The organism is Scytonema millei VB511283, assembly GCF_000817735.3.
GTDB lineage: Bacteria > Cyanobacteriota > Cyanobacteriia > Cyanobacteriales > Chroococcidiopsidaceae > Chroococcidiopsis > Chroococcidiopsis millei_B.
In genome coordinates, this window is the sequence record NZ_JTJC03000002.1 from 638,481 (window position 1) to 658,425 (window position 19,945).

Here is a 19,945-nt window from a genome sequence, read left to right on the forward strand (position 1 = left end):
TGTACGGGCGAGTTTAATTGCAAAACTTTTTGTTGTGGCAAAGGTCTGTTCAAAAAACCCGTCCCTACGACTTCCGACTTCCCCTGCCCCTCACCACTCCCTAGAACAGATAGCCTAAATATAGTGCTTAATTTATGATTTAATTCAGCAAGCATTTCTTAGCAAACTATCCATGTCTGCAACCCCTCATCCTAACCCAACACACGTTTGGCACGCCCTAGAAGTTGATAAAACTATACAAGTCTTAGAAAGCAATGCAGAAGCGGGTTTAAGCTCGTCTCAAGTCAAGCAACGCTTAGAGGAGTATGGAGCCAACGAACTGCAAGAGTCAGGAGGTCGCAGTCCGCTAGCGATCCTGATCGATCAGTTCAAAAATATTATGTTGCTGATGCTGATTGCAGTAGCAGTTGTATCGGCAGTGTTAGATATACGCAATAACGATTTTCCCAAAGACGCGATCGCGATTAGTTTAATCGTCGTACTCAACGGTATTCTCGGCTACGTGCAAGAAAGTCGGGCTGAAAAAGCTCTAGCAGCGCTGAAAAAACTGTCTGCCCCTTTAGTCAGAGTCATGCGCGACGGCAAACTGACAGAAGTTGCAGCAAAAGACCTCGTACCTGGGGACATCATGCTGATCGAAGCAGGAGTCCAACTCGCCGCCGATGGCAGGATTATCGAAGAATCAAACCTGCAAATTCGCGAGTCAGCATTGACGGGAGAATCCCACGCGGTAGAGAAACAAGCCGATATCCAAGTCCCGGAAGATACGGGATTGGGCGATCGCGTTAACTCAGTCTACCAAGGTACCGAAGTCACTCAAGGACGGGCGAAGGTCATCGTCACCAATACGGGGATGCAAACGGAACTCGGTAAAATCGCTGCCATGTTGCAAGCCGTGGAAAGCGAGCCGACTCCCCTGCAACAACGGATGTCGCAATTAGGCAACGTTCTAGTTGCAGGGGCAATGGTTTTAGTGGCTTTGGTCGTTATAGGTGGCGTGTGGCGCTTGGGTTGGGGTGCGTTTGAAGAACTGCTGCAAGTATCTTTGAGTATGGCAGTTGCCGTAGTCCCAGAAGGCTTACCAGCGGTGATTACCGTGACTCTAGCGCTAGGAACGCAGCGGATGGTGAAGCGGAATGCTTTGATCCGCAAACTGCCTGCGGTGGAGACTTTAGGCAGCGTTACCACAATTTGCTCCGATAAAACAGGGACGCTGACGCAAAACAAAATGGTGGTGCAGGCAGTAGAGTTAAATCAAAAATCTCTGCGGGTAACTGGCGAAGGTTATGCACCTCAAGGAGAATTTTTGAGCGACGGTCGAGCGATTGACGCAGACCGAGATACAGATTTACAAGCATTGCTAGTTGCCTGTGCTTTGTGTAACGATTCTTTCCTGCAAGAGGAACAAGGACAGTGGAAGATTGTCGGCGACCCCACCGAAGGGGCGTTGGTGACTTTAGCTGCTAAAGCTGGCATTCAAAAAGACCAGTGGTCGAGCCGTTTGCCCCGCGTGGCTGAGTTTCCCTTTTCTTCCGAACGCAAGCGGATGAGCGTGATGTGTCAAAAAGCGGCAGGTCATGGATCGTCAGGGGACTATACCAACTACCAATTACCAATTACCAATGACCCATCACCATATTTAATGTTTACAAAAGGGTCGCCAGAGTTGGCCTTGGAAAGGTGCGATCGCATTCATACAGGCGATCGCGCTGTGGCGATTAGCGAGGCTCAGCGGCAGCAAATTCTGGAAAAAAACAACCAGATGGCAAGTCAAGGGCTGCGGGTGTTGGGTTTTGCCTATAAGCCTCTAGCAGAGTTACCTCCAGAGGGATCGGAAGACACTTCAGAACGAGAATTAGTTTGGCTGGGATTGGTGGGAATGCTGGATGCACCCAGACCAGAAGTGAGGGATGCAGTGGCAAGATCTCGCGAAGCTGGGATTCGTCCGATCATGATCACGGGCGACCACCAGTTAACGGCAAGGGCAATCGGGATCGATTTAGGCATTGCTCAAGCAGGCGATCGCGCCGTAACTGGGCAAGAATTAGAACGGATGAGTCAAGCTGACTTGGAACGGGAAGTAGACCAAACAAGCATCTATGCTAGGGTGTCTCCCGAACATAAACTTCGCATCGTCCAGGCGTTGCAGCGCAAAGGTAAATTTGTGGCAATGACGGGAGACGGGGTAAACGATGCCCCTGCCTTAAAACAGGCAGACATCGGGATTGCAATGGGTATTACTGGTACGGACGTGAGTAAGGAAGCTAGCGATATGGTATTGCTAGATGACAACTTTGCCACGATCGTCGCTGCCACTGAAGAAGGTCGAGTTGTTTACACCAATATCCGCCGCTTTATTAAATACATTCTCGGTAGCAACATCGGTGAAGTGTTAACCATTGCTGCGGCTCCAATTCTCGGACTCGGCGGCGTACCGCTATCACCGTTACAAATTCTCTGGATGAACCTGGTGACGGATGGTCTACCAGCGCTGGCTTTGGCAGTAGAACCAGCCGAACCCAACGTCATGAAGCGCCCGCCTTTTAGTCCCCGTGAAAGTATTTTTGCCCGGGGCTTGGGCTGGTACATGGTACGGATTGGGGTTATCTTTGCCATTTTGTCAATTATTTTGATGGAGTGGGCGTATTTCCACGCGCAAGCGAATGTGATTCCGAACGAGCTGAGTCGCGATCGCTGGAAAACGATGGTATTTACCACGCTCTGTCTAGCACAGATGGGTCACGCTTTGGCGATTCGCTCCAACACCCGTTTGACAATTCAAATGAATCCGCTGTCCAACCCCTACGTTTTAGGAGCTGTAGGGTTAACCACAGTCCTACAACTGCTACTGATTTACGTTCCGCCCTTACGAGCTTTCTTTGGCACTCACTACATAACTCCGATAGAATTATTAATCTGCTTCGGCTTCAGCAGTTTAATGTTCGTCTGGATCGAGTTAGAGAAGGTGTTTATCAACTGGCAACAGCGACGAAAAGGATAGAGTTAGCTGACAGTTGACAGTTGACGGTTAACTGTCAACCGTCAACTGTCAACCGTCAACAATTCTCCCCCCATATGTTCCTCAAAACCCTCCACTTGAAGCAATTTCGGAATTATCAGGAGCAGCGAGTTGATTTCGTTGCTCCTAAAACAATCTTGGTGGGTAATAACGCTCAGGGTAAGTCAAATTTACTAGAAGCAGTGGAATTGCTGGCAACCTTGCGATCGCACCGTTTGGCACGCGATCGCGATCTTGTGAGGGATGGAGAGGCATTTGGGCAAATTCACGCCCAGCTAGAGCGACAAACAGGAATCATCGATCTATCTGTAACTTTACGCCGTCAGGGGCGGCGGACGGTAGCTCTCAATAGCGAACAACTGCGCCGCCAACTGGATTTTTTAGGTGTCCTCAATGCTGTAGAATTTTCCAGTTTAGATTTAGAACTGGTGCGGGGTGCGCCAGAACAGCGCCGTCACTGGGTAGATACGCTGTTAATCCAGTTAGAACCCATATACGCCCATATCTTGCAGCAATACAATCAAGTATTGCGGCAGCGAAATGCATTTTTGAAAAGTAGAGGCGGGTTTCCAATGCCCGTACAGGAGAAGGAAGAACTAGTGGCTTGGGATGCGCAACTGGTAACTATTGGTTCGAGGGTAGTGAGGAGAAGGGCGCGGGCGATCGAACGTTTAGCACCCTTGGCTGCTGAGTGGCACGCTAGCATTAGCGATCGCGCCGAGGTTTTGCAAATTAGGTATGCTCCAAACGTACCGTTTGCCGAAACTCACCCTGAAGGAGTGCAGCAAGCTTTTTTGGACAAGATCGAGCAAAGAGCGATCGCCGAGCAGCATCAAGGTACAACTTTGGTCGGTCCCCACCGAGATGAAATTGAATTGACAATTAATCAAACTCCTGCTAAACAATATGGTTCCCAAGGTCAACAGCGCACCTTAGTTTTAGCCCTGAAGCTAGCAGAATTGAAACTGATCGAAGCGGTTGTGGGAGAGCCACCGCTACTATTACTAGATGATGTCTTGGCAGAACTCGATCTCAACCGTCAAAATCAACTTCTAGAAGCAATTCAAGACCGTTTTCAAACTTTGATTGCTACAACTCATTTAGCTGCCTTCGATTCCCAGTGGCTCCAAGCCTCGCAAATTCTCTCAGTTAATGCAGGGCAGATATTCAGTGACCAGTGACCAGTTAATTCTGACTTACGACTTACGACTTACCTCTTGGTCTGTCTTTCCAGTCTTTTAAATACAGTCAAAACGATCAAAGCCAAGATAGAACTAACTAGACCCGTTTGCCACAAGCCGCAACCAGCAGCAATTCCCAAGCCAGCAGAAACCCAAATCGCTGCCGCTGAAGTGAGTCCTCGTACCCGATCTATGCGAGATTGTGCTTGAGTCTCGCGCAAAATTTCTCCAGCACCAATAAACCCTACTCCAGCAGCAATTCCTTGAATGACGCGACTAATCGCATCACGTCCTTCTTCTGCTGTTGCCACAATTTGCAGTGGAATCAGAATTAACAATGCCGAACCCAAACTGACTAGCATATGCGTGCGTAAACCTGCTGGTTTGTGACCGATTTGGCGTTCTACACCGAGAATTGCCCCAAATACCAAAGCCATAGCAAGCCTGAAACAAATACTTAACCAATCATCAGGGGCAAAAGATATGTTGGTCATTGGTCATTGGTCATTGGTCGTTGGTCATTGGTCATTGGTCGTTGGTTGTTAGTTGCTACCACTCTCCTCCCTATTTCCTGTTCCCTGTTCCCTGTTCCCTGACAACTGATAACTGTTAACTGTTAACTGTCAAAAACTGCCGCAAGCGCAGCAATCCTAACGTCTGAGCCAAATTGAGTGGTAGCAAAGATACGCCTTCGATGCGCGATTGTACCCAGCCTTCGCCCCAGTACCATTCGTGAAATCCATCAATTCCACCGTGGAGTAATAGGCGCAAACAATTTGGTTTTGCCACATCTACTTGATGTTCGATCGCTACAGGTCCAATCCAACTAGTAAAAGTCAGACCTGAATGGAGTTGTTCTGGCATTCCTGAAGCTAACCGTTGTGGCGATAGCCATTTTTGCATTTGTTCGGGACGCAACAAACTATCTTTAATTGCTGCTGCCGATGCCTCTACTTCAATCCGTAACTGACTGTTTTGAAAACTACCCCACATAATTTATGACTCCAGTACTAATGCGATCGTAGCTTTTTACAGTGACCAGTGACCAGTTATCAGTTATCAGTTATCAGTTATCAGTGACCAATTTGCAATTAATTCCGACTTCCGACTCCCGACTCCCGACTCCCGACTCCCGAAGTATTTTAGAGTAAAGTGTAAAGCTGAATTCCCTAGTTAAAGGAGGAATTGGTGAAAAAGCTGGTCTGGGTGGCAGGGGGGATCTGTTTGGCAGCTGTGGGGTTGGTGCGTCCTGTGTGGACGCAGGAAACGCTGTCTATCGGAGCCGCGGGAATTGATGCCCAACGGCTGCATGAATTACCTTACAACTTAATTGGGCGGAAAATCGCGATCGGTCAGGTGGAGATTGGACGACCTGGAAAGTTTGGCTTGGATAAGGCGGTTTCCAAAGAACCTGCGATCGCCCCAGCTGGTGTATTTTTGCGTAATGGTGCGGCTAAGGCAAATACGAATATTGACCCCCACGCCCAAAATGTTGCCAGCATTATGATTAGCGATCGCAAAACTTTGGCGGGGATAGCTCCAGGCGCTAGGTTATACTCGACTGCGGTAGGCTCGGTGAAGTATGCCGGACAGCCGGAAGAATGTTTATCCGCACAATCAACAGCAAGCCGCAATAGCGGTGACGTGCGGGCGATTAATTTTAGTTTTGGTGAAACTTTGGAACGCGACCCGCGACCGGAGGCGAGATTAGATGGTAATTCTCTACTAACTCGCTGTCTGGATTGGTCTAGTCGCGTCCACGATGTTTTGTATGTTATTGCCGGAAATCAGGGGAAGGGCGGAATTCCCATTCCTACCGATAATTACAACGGCATGAATATTGCTTTTTCCTCCCGTCAAGACGGAATTTTCCGCAAAGTTGACGTGACTAATTTAAGTGCCACTGGTGGCGGTGTTAAGGGTAGATTGCGGGGACGGGAAATGAATCTCGGTACGCGGCAGTCGATTAGTTTGGTTGCTCCTGGCAATAGGGTTTTTGCCCTCAACCCCGATGCTAAGGTCAAGGAGGTTACGGGTACGAGTTTTGCCGCACCTCACGTTACGGCTACGGTAGCGCTGCTACAGGAATATGGGGATAAACAGATTAAGACGGCGATCGCCTCTCGCCCCCCAATTCACAGCAGGGGGTTGAGGGGATCGCAGAATTGGAGTTTAGATGCGCGTCGCCATCAAGTGATGAAAGCGGTGTTGCTCAACTCTGCTGATAAAGTACAAGATGTGGGTGATGGCTTGCGATTAGGGATGAGTAAGACGATTATTGACAAACAGAATCGCAATTGGATCGATTCCGATGCTTACCGTCAGCCCAAAGTTTCTTTAAATTCTGAAATCGGTGCAGGTCAATTGAATGCTTTTCGCGCCTACGAACAGTTTAAAGCAGGACAGTGGCAATCTTTGCAACCAGTTCCAGCTCTGGGCTGGAACTATCATCAACTCAAAGCTAACTCTGCTGAAGATTACGTCCTCGCCGCACCTTTGAAACAGGGTAGTTATGTTGCAATTACTCTAGTATGGGATCGATTCGTAGAGTTGAGAGATAAAAATCAAAATAGTGAATTCGATCTCGGAGAAGATTTTCGCGATCGCGGTTTAAATAATCTCGACCTTTACTTATTAAATGTAGACTCCAACGCTGCTGCTAGTAAGATTTGTACCTCAACTAGTGAGGCTGATAGTATCGAGCATATTTTTTGTCCAGTTCCCACGACAGGCAATTACAAAATTCGCGTCCAATTTCGTCAACAAGTAAATCAACCCTCTCAACCTTACGCGATCGCCTGGTGGACTGTACCCGCTCAGTAAGTTAAATATCAAAAGTGAAAAGTCAAAAAAGTGAAATTTTTCAACTTTCTAACTTTCTATTTGGAGAAGACGAGGAGCTTCAGGTTCAACTATTGGTGCAGTTAAAGCTGGCTTAATACTTTCGAGTTGCTGAGACTTTGGAGCTAATAACAAAGACAGTAGCTTAGGCAAGCTGAGACACAGAGCAATGTTAGCAAAAGTTAGAACTAGACAATCGAGAAAATTCATAGTTGCAATTGCCTCCCTAAAGATTCCCACTAAACGCTGTGCGTTTTTTGGATATCTTTTTAGTTTGCAGCATATTGAACCCAAAAGATCTAATCGATTCTTTTGAGTTTCTTTTCACTGCAATAAGCTAACTTTATTAATCAATTTGTTGCTATTGCCTGTATATTTAAAATATAACCTCTTCTGTAACAAAAAAGAAATATAAGAGGAAATTTATAGTAATTAAAGTAAAAAGTGAATAGATTAGGACAAGTCAATTGTCTATACCATTTTGTTATGACTGTACTACAGAAGATCCCGCCAACCCCCCTTAAAAAGGGGGCTATAGAGTGTAGGGAGGGCAATGCAAACCTTACGACGATCGTGGGATTTAAAACTGGACTTCATACTCAACTACAGCTTGCGTATCGTCGGCAAAATCTGTGGCGGCGCGGACGCGGGTGTTGTCGTTCAAGCGATAGCTCAAACCGAATTGAGCTGGTTGTTGTGCAGTTAAGAATGTCAAAACCGAGACATAAGCATTGCGCGTGATATCAACGCCAGCCTCAGCCGCTAGACCAAGAGTAGAAGAGCGCGATCGCTCCTCATTAGAAATAGAAGTGGGGAATAAACGCAGCTCTGATAAACCCAAAGTATTGCCAATGTCGGTAAACGTATTTTGAAAGTTACCTAATATAGCTGTTCCTGCCAGATTAACTAGTCCCGTCGCCGTATCACCACCACCCTGTCCTGCCAAAGTTTGCGCGAAACCACCACCAATTAGAGCGATAATCTCTGATTGACTGCGGGAAGGGCTACTTGTCAGTTCCAAATTTTCAAATAATTGGCTAGCTGGTCCTTTAGCAATTGCCCGCACGCGAACGGTATTTACGGAACCGATATCTGTAGATAAAGTATTGTCGGAAACTTCGCTACTAATATTAGTAGAAGGAACTTGCGATCGCGTCACTTCTGGTACTGAGGCAATTAGCCGGACGTTCAGCGTCGGATCTAAGGCTTGTTTTGGTGTAAAGGTTGCTTTCTGTTCGTAACCCCGTTCTAACTCAAACTGAGTTGTAAACAAATTCACGCTGCCACGTTCTAACTCGATCGTTCCTTGAGGGCGCAGATCGCCCAGCATACCATTTACCACCAGAGTTCCAGCCGCTTGAAAGTCCAGAATCGGTGGTAACGTTACAGAAACATTATTTCCTAAAGTCAAACGCAGATCGCTCAACTCCACAGGTGCTTCAGTAGCTCCCCCAGCTCCCCCAGCTCCCTCAGCTTCCCTAGCTCCCTCAGCTTTCTTCTGCCCCTGCGCCCCAGGCGTAACCGGAGCATTGCTAGTCGGCAGAAAAACCTGACCGTCCGCCAGCAGAACTTGACCCCCGATTGTGGGGTTAAGTGCGGAACCAGTTACGGTGACTTTGCCATCAACGCCTCCTTGATACAAATTGGGTAAATTCAACCTCAGTCGATCTAAAGAGACGGTGAGGGGATTAGCAGCATCTGGGTCGTTCGCAGCCAGATTCTCAAAAATCGGAATCACGCCTTGGGCAACCACCTGACCCCTGGAAAAATCGCCTTGAATTCCCTTGACGAGAATGCGATCTTCGTTAAATAACACCGTACTATTGACATTTGTCAATGGATCTGCTATAGCCGCAGCAGTAATAGTGGCATTTTTGACTTGAGCAATTCCCTTCGCTTCTGGCTGCTTGAGAGTACCGCGTACTTGCAGTTGAACTTGCCCTTCACCGCTTTTCCATGCCACTTGGTCGGTCAAAACATTGAGTAAGGCTAATCCTTGATTTTGGACGTTGACATCTAAACGAATCTGGTCGCTATCCGGTTTAACCGAAGCGAAAGGTAATTGTAAGGGAATACTACCAGTCGCCGTTAATGGGTCGGGTCCAGCAATCAGAATGTTGCTACCGAAACCGAGACGGGCATTAGCATAGCTGAAACTAGCCGCAGCTGATTCTACGGGGTTTTGATTGATCGTGCCTTCACTGAGTTGAAATTCTCCGACTGCTAAGGGGTTCTCGGTACTACCAGCAATGGTTGCCGTACCATCTACATTACCTGTCACGGCGATCGGTAATTCGACAAAATCATTGAGTAGGCTTAACGGAAAGCCCCTGACTCGTAACTGACCTGATTGCTGTTCGCTGCTAAAACGACCAGTCAAAGCTACAGTGGTGTTTTCGTCCAATCTCACCCGCGCGGGGAGTAAGGTTAGCACTCCGTCATTAAAGTTACCAGTAGCAACGAGGCGATCGGCAGTATATTTGCCCCACTGCCACTTATCTCCTCTTAAATTGAAATCAGCGGCAATGCCCTGTTGGGGAGAACCACTAGCAGTAATTTCGCCACCAAAAGTCCCTTGAAGTTCAGCTAGAGCTGGAACTGGAAAAGCATCCTCACGTTGCTGGCGCTGCTGTTGGAGTAAAACTAAAACTTCCGAATAACGACGTAGTTGAGTTAATAGCGATCTATTTGGTGCGCCGACTTGTAAAATTCCTAAATCTTTTGCTGTAGCGTAATCGGGAGGCTGAAAACCGCGTTGCAGGTCTTCAAAGTCATAAATTTGCAGGGCGCTGAGGATATCTTGAATGTTGCCTTGGGCGATATTCGCTTTAGCTTGAAATTGAGGACCTTGAGGAGTTTGGTTGAAGCTACCTGCTAAAGCATAGCGACTTTGACCTTTGACAAATTCACCATTAGTCAGCGTCCCGTCACCGTTCCCGTAACGAAATTGTGCCGCTAAGCGATCGCCCTGCAATCTACCTATACCAGGTTGAGTTACAGCCACATCTCCTTGAGCGGTTAGACGGTCGGGATTGACTGTCAAATCGGCTGATAAAATGCCACTGACTGGACCCGTGAGGTAGGGGTTAGCTGGTGCAGACAAATTCAGCACCCGTAAAGGAAAATTTTCGACATTAACTAATAAATTCTCGCCCTGACTTTTCCCAGTGGCGATCGCCTCATCCAATCTCACCGTAAAATTATTCGGGCGAAAGTCGGGGTCGAGACTAACAGCAACGCGATCGTTTTGATTCCCAACTAAATCTAAATTTAATCCCCTACCCGGTTGCAGCCGTAAATCTCCCGCTAATAGCGGATCGAAAGCTACATTATTGACGGCAAAGTTTTGTAGTCGCACGTTGCCTACAACATTCGGTACTGGTAAATTGCCCGTAACCTGTCCGACAAAACTGACTCTACCCGCCACGCTACTATTAGGTGGCAACTGTACGGGAGCGTTTTTGAGATCGTAGTCCCGCGCTTTGACGTTAAAATTTAACCCCCTTATCGAGGCAACATTTTGCGGGTCAACACTAACTCTGCCGTTCGCTTGAATATTTCTAGATCTGAGTTGGGGAATATTTAAAGTGTTGCCATTCCAATTTAAGGAAGCAGTCAGAGGTTGTCCGATTAACTCTTCCGACAAGCGAACTCGCCCCGCTGCTGTAATTCCTGCCGGACTGAATTCGCTGATAGTTCCGGCTAAGTTGGCATCACCCGTGAGTAAACCTCGTAATTGTGGATTAAATCGATTGAGCTGGATTCCATTTGTATTAACAGCCACCTGCCAGCGACCGTTATTGAGTTGAATATCCCTAGCATTAATCGTACCTCCGGCAACATTTAACCTCCCCGTGCCGCTACCCCGTAACGTTGCTGGAGTAAAAGCAGTGGTACTCCCCGATAGATTCAGCCTTCCGTTCAGACTTCCCGCATACTGAGGAGGTACGGGGGCAAGTCGTTCCAATTGTAACCCCGTTGCTTGCAATTGAGTCTGCCAGCGTCCGGCGGCTACCTGGATACTAGGAACGTTAATCGTCCCCCCACCAATACCCGTTAATTGACCCGCACCTGTAGCAGTGAGTTGTTGTGGTTTAGCTGGGTCGAGCGTACCAGCAAGATTAAACGTACCATTCACCGGATTTTGCAAGCTGGGCGGGACTTGCGTTAACTGTCCCAATCTCACCCCAGATGCTTTAATTGCTGCTTTCCAACGTTGGTTGACCAATTCCCCAGCCGCCGAGACATCGCCCCCAGCCACGCGGAAAATTGTATCGCGGAGGAAGAGGTTATTGGCGTTGTAAATAACGAGCTGTCCTTTACCTGGATAGGTTGCTTGGGGTGCTTGCCAATTGACCACTGTACGGGGTTTCTCTGGCGTACCTGTAACTTGGGCTTGGGCGGTGACAATTCCGACTTTTGCAGCTTGGTTAGTTACGCCATAGGCTTTGGCGATCGCATCCCCTGGAATATTATTAGCAATAAACTTAAAATTTAATCCTGCTGTCTGTTCTGGTTTGAGGGCTAATTTCAGCGTTCCGTCACCCGTCACCTTGCCCCCAGCGGCAGGCGTAGCTGATATATTCGGAAAATTTAACGTTCCCGCTCCCGTATCCAGGGTAAAATTCGTACTAACTCGACTGATATTTAACCGATCTAACCGAACTGGTTTGATGTTTACCACATCTCCAGTCAAAATAGCCGCTTCTACAGGTCCTGTCAGTTTGACTTGCGATCGAAAAACACCGTCAACAGGTACGGGTACTTGTAATTTTAAGCTGGAAATTGCGGCGGCGGCGCTGACAGCATCGACGTAAGCCGAAAGATTGAAGCCTTTTTCTATGTCCAGGGAGCCTTTAGCGACAGCTGGAATTTTGCCATAGCTACTGGAAACGTTATCTAGGTAAATTTCCGTTCCCTTAAACTGCAACCTTCCCTGCGAATTATTAAAGGCTTGCGGCAATTGGTTAACTTGAGCTGTAACCTTGTTGAGGTCGGCAGTACCGTACAAACCCAACAGTTTTACAGGCGTGAGTTCGGCTTTAAAATCGCTGTTGACTCGACCACCTTGAATGACTAACGGTAATTCAATCAGCCGCGTTAGATCGGAAGCTAAAAATTCTTGCGTATTAATATTGATACTGGCTCGTCCCGAGTCGGCGCGAAAATCTCCATCAAGCTTTAGCTCTCCCCCTGTCTGCGGTTTTCCCGCTAAATTAAAATTAATTAGATTATAGTTCTCGCGAAAAGTTGCTTCTCCGTTAACTTGGTTGAGGGTGACAGTATTACGTGGTGTAGAACGAGTCAGTTGTTGAACGTTGGACACTAACACCGCTTGGGCATTCCGCCAGCCAATCCGATTGAGAGCAATTTGAATTGGACCTCCCGCTTCACCACCTGTAGCAATATCAGTATTTACCCAGCGTCCTTGGGTATCTTGCTGCACGTAAGCTTTTGGGTTAACAAGCGTGACATCTAAGGGTAAAGTGCGAGTCAAAAGCACTGATAAGGGGTTATAGTTTACCTCCACTGCTTCAATCGATGCCGTATCTGGGTCGGTAGCAGTAGCCGGGACAGAAGTAGCACCCAAGCGTAACCCCGTCAAACCAAACCGTTCGACGCGCCCGACTTTAATCGGTCGTTTGAGGGTTTGGGAAAGATTTTTTTCGACAAGTGGCGATAGCTGTTCGTAAATGAATCGATTTATCCACCACGCACCAGCTGCTACCCCTACCAATATTGGTACGCCAATAACAACAGTAGTCCGACTAAATAAGATATTCTTGAGACGGTTCGGTCGGGGAGATTGGTGAGAATCTTCAGTTTCCGGCTCAGTGAAATTAGACATAACCCCTCACGGCTGATCTGGACGGCTGGAGCTAGTGGCAAAAACCCACACCTGGGAGCAGCGCCAACTTTAAGGATAATTCAAGATTTGAAATGTGAAATTATCGTTACGGGATTGTTAACATCTATTTGCACAAAATAACCAAAAATATTACCCGTTCATCAAAAAAACTGCGTCTACATAAAGGTATATAAGAGGGAGCAGGGAGTAGGGAGCAGAGGAAGCTCCAGGAGCAGAGGAGAGATCGGAAGCAATTCTAGTCACTAGCCACCAGCCACTAGTCACTGATAACTGATAACTGATAACTGATTAAGATTATGGTTAACAAGAAAGGAAGGGATGACTAAAGGTAAATTGGAACGGAGGGAGTTATGATTGCACCCATGCGTGTATTTGTGTTACTGTTTAATGCCCGCACGGAAAATGAGGGCATTCATACTATTCAAACAGGCGATCGCAATAAGGTATTGATGTTTGAGTCAGAAGATGATGCAGCACGTTTTGCCTTAATGCTAGAAGCACAAGATTTTCCCGCCCCTACGGTGGAAGCGATGGATGCAGAGGAAATCAAGGATTTTTGCGACAGTGCTGGCTATGACTGGGAAGTTGTTCCAGAAGGTGCGCTTGCACTTCCACCAGAAATCAACATAGAGCAAACCGACTGGCAATTAGATGATGAAGGTAAACCCTTAGTTGAAGAAAAGTCTGACTCAGATATGTCCGATAATGAGTTGGATAGCATTAGGCGGCGGTTGGAAGGCTTATTGTGATTAGGGAGTGGATAGTTGTTGGTTGACAGTTGACAGTAAACGCTACGTTACACTGCGTGAAGACGGTTAACTGATAACTGATAACTGATAACTGATAACTGATAACTGATAACTGATAACTGATAGATTATGGATCGCGGTCATCTACTAACAGAACAGGTTAATCCTAGCAGTCAGAATCTAGACAAACTCAGTTGTTTAGAGTTGGTAGAGTTATTTAACTGCGAGGATGCCAAAGCAGTAGCGGCGGTGGCAGAAGCGAAGCAAGAATTAGCTGAGGCGATCGCCCGTACAGCAAAATCGTTGCGTCACGGGGGGCGGCTGTTTTATATTGGAGCGGGAACGAGCGGACGTTTGGGTGTATTGGATGCTTCAGAGTGTCCGCCGACGTTTTGCACCTCACCAGAAATGGTACAGGGAATTATTGCTGGGGGTGCGGCGGCTTTAGTTCGCAGTTCGGAAGACTTGGAGGATCGGGCGGAGGATGGCGTAGGTGCGATCGCCCAACATAAAATTACTCAATTAGATGTTGTTGTGGGCATTACCGCAGGGGGAACCACGCCTTACGTTCAGGGTGCGTTGCAAGCAGCCAAAGCTAGAGGAGCTACGACAATTTTTATCGCTTGCGTACCGCAAGAGCAAGTCCAAATTGATGTGGATGTAGATATTCGCCTGTTGGTAGGAGCGGAGATTTTAGCAGGCTCGACGCGACTCAAAGCCGGAACCGCTACTAAATTGGCATTAAATATTATTTCTACGGGGACGATGGTGCAGTTGGGCAAAGTTTACGGCAATCGTATGGTAGATGTTGCCGTGACAAATAACAAGTTACGCGATCGCGCTTTACGCATTTTACGCGACCTCACCGATTTAGAGCCCGATGCAGCTGAAACATTACTCGATCGCAGTGGTAAATCGGTAAAATTGGCTTTATTAATGCACTGGACTGGGTTAGATAAAGCAGAAGGCGATCGGTTGTTAGTAGAACACAAAGGTAATCTCAGGGCTGCTGTTGCGAGTTGTCAGGGGTAAACCTCCTCTTTGTACGTAGCGATTATTTGGTCAGCAATTGAATAGTTAAATAACTGCGTCTAGTATTCCCTCGGCTCCCTACTCCCTTGTACGGGCGCACATCTGTGCGCCCCTACCGACTCCCCAATTTTCCAAGGGTGACGCACTCCGCTACAGTAGACTTATGCTCCCTAGCTGCGATCGCAATTCACAATGTTTACTACGGCATCAGAAACCCCCATCATCCTCACCGTTGTCTTGGTTGCACTCGGTATCTTGAGTTGGGGCTTTATCAGGGCGAGGCGATTTGGCAAACTCGGCATTCTTGCCTGGTTACAGTCAGTAGTGCTGATCTCTCCCTGGCTGCTATTCTTTGGCTTATTCGCCACCGGAATTTATCTCAATTTGGCGGGAGTGTTGCTGTTAATTGTCGCTTCGACAGCCATATATGTCTTTCTCGGCAATCGTCTCCGCGCCGCTGGTCAAGATGCTATTCTCCGCGCCAAAGCCACAGAAAAACTGTCAGGTAACTCGACAACCCCAGAACCAAATGCAGCAGATGATGGTTCGGTCAAGGCAGCAGAAATACTGAACAAACCGGAGGTGATGCCCATCCCAGATGAAGACCTGACTGCCATTCGCGGTATTTTTGGCATCGACACATTTTTTGCCACAGAGTCAATTCCCTATCAGGATGGCGTAATTTTCAAAGGCAACCTACGCGGAGAACCGGAAGCAGTTTACAATCGCCTCAATGCAACCTTGCAAGAACGCATGGGAACGAGCGAAACAGCTCCAGAGAAACCCCGCTATCGCTTATTTTTGGTGGAAAATGTCGATGGTAGACCAGTCGTCATCATCCTTCCTAGCCGCAACGACCCCCGCCCCTCAACCGTAGGACAAAAGATTTTCGCGCTAGTTCTCTTTCTGGCTACCATTGCTACTAGTTTAGAAACTGCTGGTATCCTGCAAGGATTTGACTTCTTTACAACTCCAGCTCGTTTCCCCGAAGCTTTACCAATTGCATTGGGAATTTTGGCTGTTTTAGCCGCTCATGAAATCGGACATCGGGTATTAGCCCAGCGCTACCAAGTTCGCCTCAGTCCTCCCTTCTTCCTGCCAACGCTGCAAATTGGAGCATTTGGAGCAATCACCCGGATTGAGTCGCTACTACCTAATCGTACAGCCCTATTTGACATTGCTATAGCTGGTCCCGTGGCTGGGGGTGTTGTTTCCTTACTCATGCTGTTTGCGGGTTTGATCCTCTCGCATCCTGGCAGTATGTATCAGGTTCCGTCGCAATTTTTCCAAGGCTCAATTTTGGTGGGAGCCTTATCTAAAGTTGTGTTAGGTTCTGCCGTCAACCAAGCTTTAGTAGACGTTCACCCGTTGACAATAATCGGTTGGTTGGGTTTAGTCATTACAGCACTGAATCTGATGCCAGCCGGACAGCTAGATGGCGGGCGAGTCGTACAAGCAATTTACGGGCGCAAAACCGCCGGACGCACGACTTTTGCAACCGTCATCGTTTTGGCGATCGCATCTTTAGCTAATCCGTTAGCTTTATACTGGGCAGTTGTTATCCTTTTCTTGCAACGAGATTTAGAACGCCCTAGCCTGAACGAGTTAACAGAACCAAATGACGCAAGAGCCGCATTAGGCTTACTCGCTTTATTCTTGATGATAGCTATCCTCCTACCCCTCACACCCGCATTAGCAGGACGCTTGGGAATTGGTGGTTAATCAGAGATTTCAAAGTCTCCTTTTTAAGGGGATTTAGGGAGTTCTCAAAGTCTTTATGAAGAATTTAGGGGTTCTCACAGTCTTTCTGGGGGATTTAAGAGGATTTCAAAGTCCCCCTTTTTAAGGGGGATCTTATAACCATTTTCAATCAAATGAAACACATAGTTTGTAGGGGCGCACAGCTGTGCGCCCCTACCAGGATCGCGCAGGTAATTTTAGATAGATCGCTATAGACATAACAAAAATTTGGACGAACCCAAAACTTGACTTCATACTTTCCACATCATACTTTTTAAAATTTTTATATATCTAATCTTACTTTGATAAATTTATTCATAACAATATTGCAATACATCCAAACCATATTCTCTCGCAAACTTCCATCATAAAAATTACAATAATTCCTCGTAAAAACTCAATGAAAAATCTGTACAAACGCTGAAAATAAGAAACCCTAAATTTCACTGAAGCGCTTGAATTTTGCCTGAGCCAGACTTGAACTCAACGAGTTCTATTAAAGTCTTTGGCTTTGTGTCAAAAGTTCTGATTAGTCAATATCAAGCAGAAAGAGCAAGAATTATCCGCTCTGAAGGAACATTTCAAACAGATTCTTTGCGGATTGCTTTTCAAAAACTATTACATGAATACTGCAAAAGTAAAGATTTTCAACTAATTCCCGAGTTAGATTATCAAACTAGAATTGGTAGAATTATTTACCCCAATGGTACAGTTAAAGATGCTCTGCGCCTAAATTGGGGTTATTGGAATAGAGAAGCTAATAATTTAGACCGAGAAATTGAAAATAAACTATCTCAAGGATATCCAGATAGCAATATTTTATTTGAAGACTCACAAACGGCAGTTTTAATTCAAGCTGGAACTGAAGTGATGCGCATTTCCATGCAAGATGGAGACGCACTAGAGCAAATTCTCAATCGTTTTCTCAACTATGTTCCTCCAGAAGTCAGAGATTTTCGCGCTGCGATTGAGACGTTCAAGCAAGACTTACCAACAATTCTCAATACACTACGAGACATGTTGGAACAACAAAGCGCTAGAAATCCAGAATTTCAAAGGGCAAAACATCAAATTTGGGAAATTTGCAAAGAATCAATTAATCCTGAAATTTCTTTATTAGATATTCGGGAAATGATGGTTCAGCATATTCTAACGGAAGATATTTTTATCAATGTATTTAATGAAGCTCAACATCATCAAGAAAATAATATTGCTCGCGAATTACAACAAGCTTTAAATACCTTTTTGACAAGTAGTACAAAAAATAATCTGCTTAGTACCATAGAACGTTATTATGGTGTGATTAGAAGAAATGCTAATAATATCTACAACCATTATGAAAAACAAAAGTTTTTAAAAGCTATTTATGAGAACTTTTATCAAGCATATAACCCCCAGGTAGCCGATCGCTTGGGAATTTTTTATACACCAAATGAGGTAGTGCGTTTTATCATTGAAAGCGTAGATAATTTACTAGAACGGTATTTTCGCAAGAAATTAGCTTCAAAAAATATCGAGATTCTCGATCCCGCAACTGGTACGGGAACTTTCATCACTGAATTAATTGAATACTTACCGAAGAATAAACTCACATACAAGTATAAAAACGAAATTTTTTGTAACGAGATTGCAATTTTACCTTATTACATAGCTAATCTGAATGTTGAATTTACTTACAAGCAAAAAATGGGGAGATATGAAGAATTTAAAAATATTTGTTTTGTCGATACTCTAGAACACGCTTTTTTTGAAGGTAAGCAAGAAGATTTATTGAGCTTAAATATAGAAAACAACGAACGCATTCAACGCCAAAACAATCGCACCATTTCTGTAATTATTGGCAATCCTCCATATCATGCCGATCGCAACATTAGTTATACCGCGATCGATCGCCGCGTGAAAGAGACTTATATTAGAAATAGTCAAGCGCGGAAAACGAAAGCATACGATCTATACACTCGGTTTCTGCGTTGGGCATCCGATCGCTTGGGTAAAAATGGTATTATTGCTTTTGTTTCTAATAACTCTTTTATCGATGCTCGAACTTACGATGGCTTGAGAAAAGTCCTTGTTGAAGAATTTAACGAAATTTATATTATTAATCTTAAAGGTAACGCTCGCACGAGTGGCGATCGCAGGCATCGAGAAGGAGGTAATATATTTAATGATAAAATTCGTGTGGGAATTGCTGTTTATTTTTTAGTTAGAAAAGAACGTAGTTGCGGTTGTCAAATTTATTATCATGCTCTCCCTAACTACGCTACTACAGAGGAGAAAAATCTTTATTTAAGCGAACGGAAGTTTTCAGAAATTCAGTTCGAGCAGATCGTACCAGATGCAGATAATAATTGGCTCGGTCAAGTAGATAATGATTTTTATACTCTCATCCCCCTCGCCGATCGCGAAACTAAGTTTAGTAAAACGCAACAGGAAGTCAAAGCGGTTTTTAAATTATTTACCCTTGGGGTTATTACTGCTAGAGATGAATGGGTGTATGCCGAGTCAGAAACTGCTCTAGAACAAAAAGTTAGATTCTTTATTGGTATTTATAATCAAGCAGTTGATAACCGAAACGCACGGGACAATTTCGATCGTACTATCAAATGGACGAGAAGATTAAAAAGGTATCTAAATCGAAGCATAAGATATCAATTTAAAACTAACAATATTCAAGACTGTTTATACAGACCATTTGTGACTAAAAAATTGTACTTTAGTCCAGGGTTGAATGAGATGCAATATCAGCTAGGGCAAGTATTTGACAGCAACCGCCAAAATTTACTCATCGGTTTTACTGCACCTGGTTCAACTAAATCATTCATGACTTTAGCAAGCGATCGCATTCCAGATTATCATCTTATCGGTGATTCGCAATGCCTGCCTCTATATCGCTACGATGAAAATGGCAATTGCATTGATAATATTACCGATTGGGGACTGGAGCAATTTCAAAATCATTACAACGAAGCAATTACAAAATTAGAGATTTTTCATTATACCTATGCCGTTCTACACTATCCTGCATATCGCACAACATATCAGCAGAATTTAAACAGAGATTTTCCCCGCTTACCTTTCTACAACAATTTTCAACAGTGGGTGAATTGGGGACAACGGTTAATAGAATTACATATTAATTATGAAACAGTAGCACTCTATCCCCTCCAGCGCATCGATCTCCCAACACGCAACGCTATGAAAGTGAAATTGAAAGCAGATCGCGATCGCGGCAGAATTATTATAGATCCGGTGACAACCTTAGAAGGTATTCCCACAACAGCTTGGGAATATATGTTAGGAAACCACTCAGCTTTAGAGTGGGTGTTAGAGCAATATAAAGAGAAGAAACCTAAAGACGCAACTGTAGCCGCCAGATTTTATACTTACCGCTTTGCCAATTATAAAGAGCAAGCGATCGCATTGTTGCAAAGAGTCTGTACTGTCAGCGTCGAGACAATGCGGATCGTGCGAGAAATGAACAGTTAGTAAAACTACAATTAAAACATAGATATGT

At 45.6% G+C, this 19,945-nt stretch carries 10 protein-coding genes; 7 read left to right on the forward strand and 3 right to left on the reverse strand.

What is annotated here, in order from left to right; genetic code table 11:
* Positions 1-172: 172 nt before the first annotated feature.
* Together QH73_RS10665 and recF are read left to right on the forward strand one after the other, a co-directional pair.
* Positions 173-3,001: a cation-translocating P-type ATPase gene (locus QH73_RS10665; RefSeq protein ID WP_039716445.1), complete on the forward strand. Its 2,829-nt coding sequence runs from the start codon at positions 173-175 to the stop codon at positions 2,999-3,001.
* A gap of 74 nt (positions 3,002-3,075) precedes the next feature.
* On the forward strand, positions 3,076-4,200 hold the full coding sequence (gene recF, locus QH73_RS10670; RefSeq protein ID WP_039716444.1) for a DNA replication/repair protein RecF: 1,125 nt from the start codon (positions 3,076-3,078) through the stop codon (positions 4,198-4,200).
* A 29-nt stretch (positions 4,201-4,229) separates the two neighbouring features.
* Here recF and QH73_RS10675 read toward each other — a convergent pair whose 3' ends face one another.
* Positions 4,230-4,694 carry an MgtC/SapB family protein gene (locus QH73_RS10675; RefSeq protein ID WP_039716443.1) on the reverse strand — a complete coding sequence of 155 codons (465 nt, stop codon included), beginning with the start codon at positions 4,692-4,694 and terminating at the stop codon, positions 4,230-4,232.
* 115 nt (positions 4,695-4,809) lie between these two features.
* Entirely contained in the window at positions 4,810-5,193 is a 384-nt protein-coding gene (locus QH73_RS10680) for a hypothetical protein (RefSeq protein ID WP_039716442.1), read from the reverse strand.
* Between the two features lie 192 nt (positions 5,194-5,385).
* On the opposite strand from QH73_RS10680, the gene QH73_RS10685 reads away from it, so the two are divergent.
* Complete coding sequence (locus tag QH73_RS10685) at positions 5,386-7,023, forward strand: S8 family serine peptidase (protein ID WP_039716441.1); 1,638 nt, start codon at positions 5,386-5,388, stop codon at positions 7,021-7,023.
* 598 nt (positions 7,024-7,621) lie between these two features.
* Here QH73_RS10685 and QH73_RS10690 read toward each other — a convergent pair.
* The gene (locus QH73_RS10690) at positions 7,622-12,889 is read right to left on the reverse strand and encodes a translocation/assembly module TamB domain-containing protein (protein ID WP_039716440.1); all 5,268 of its coding nucleotides are present in this window, start codon (positions 12,887-12,889) and stop codon (positions 7,622-7,624) included.
* Between the two features lie 371 nt (positions 12,890-13,260).
* On the opposite strand from QH73_RS10690, the gene QH73_RS10695 reads away from it, so the two are divergent.
* The 4 genes from QH73_RS10695 (at position 13,261) to QH73_RS10710 (ending at position 19,917) form a co-directional block, all read left to right on the forward strand.
* Positions 13,261-13,659 carry a DUF3110 domain-containing protein gene (locus QH73_RS10695; RefSeq protein ID WP_201278071.1) on the forward strand — a complete coding sequence of 133 codons (399 nt, stop codon included), beginning with the start codon at positions 13,261-13,263 and terminating at the stop codon, positions 13,657-13,659.
* Between the two features lie 129 nt (positions 13,660-13,788).
* The gene (gene murQ, locus QH73_RS10700) at positions 13,789-14,691 is read left to right on the forward strand and encodes an N-acetylmuramic acid 6-phosphate etherase (RefSeq protein ID WP_039716439.1); all 903 of its coding nucleotides are present in this window, start codon (positions 13,789-13,791) and stop codon (positions 14,689-14,691) included.
* A 192-nt stretch (positions 14,692-14,883) separates the two neighbouring features.
* Positions 14,884-16,413, forward strand: a complete 1,530-nt coding sequence (locus tag QH73_RS10705; protein WP_039716438.1) for a site-2 protease family protein — start codon at positions 14,884-14,886, stop codon at positions 16,411-16,413.
* A 531-nt stretch (positions 16,414-16,944) separates the two neighbouring features.
* Positions 16,945-19,917, forward strand: a complete 2,973-nt coding sequence (locus tag QH73_RS10710; RefSeq protein WP_039716437.1) for a type ISP restriction/modification enzyme — start codon at positions 16,945-16,947, stop codon at positions 19,915-19,917.
* The last annotated feature ends 28 nt before the right edge of the window (positions 19,918-19,945 follow it).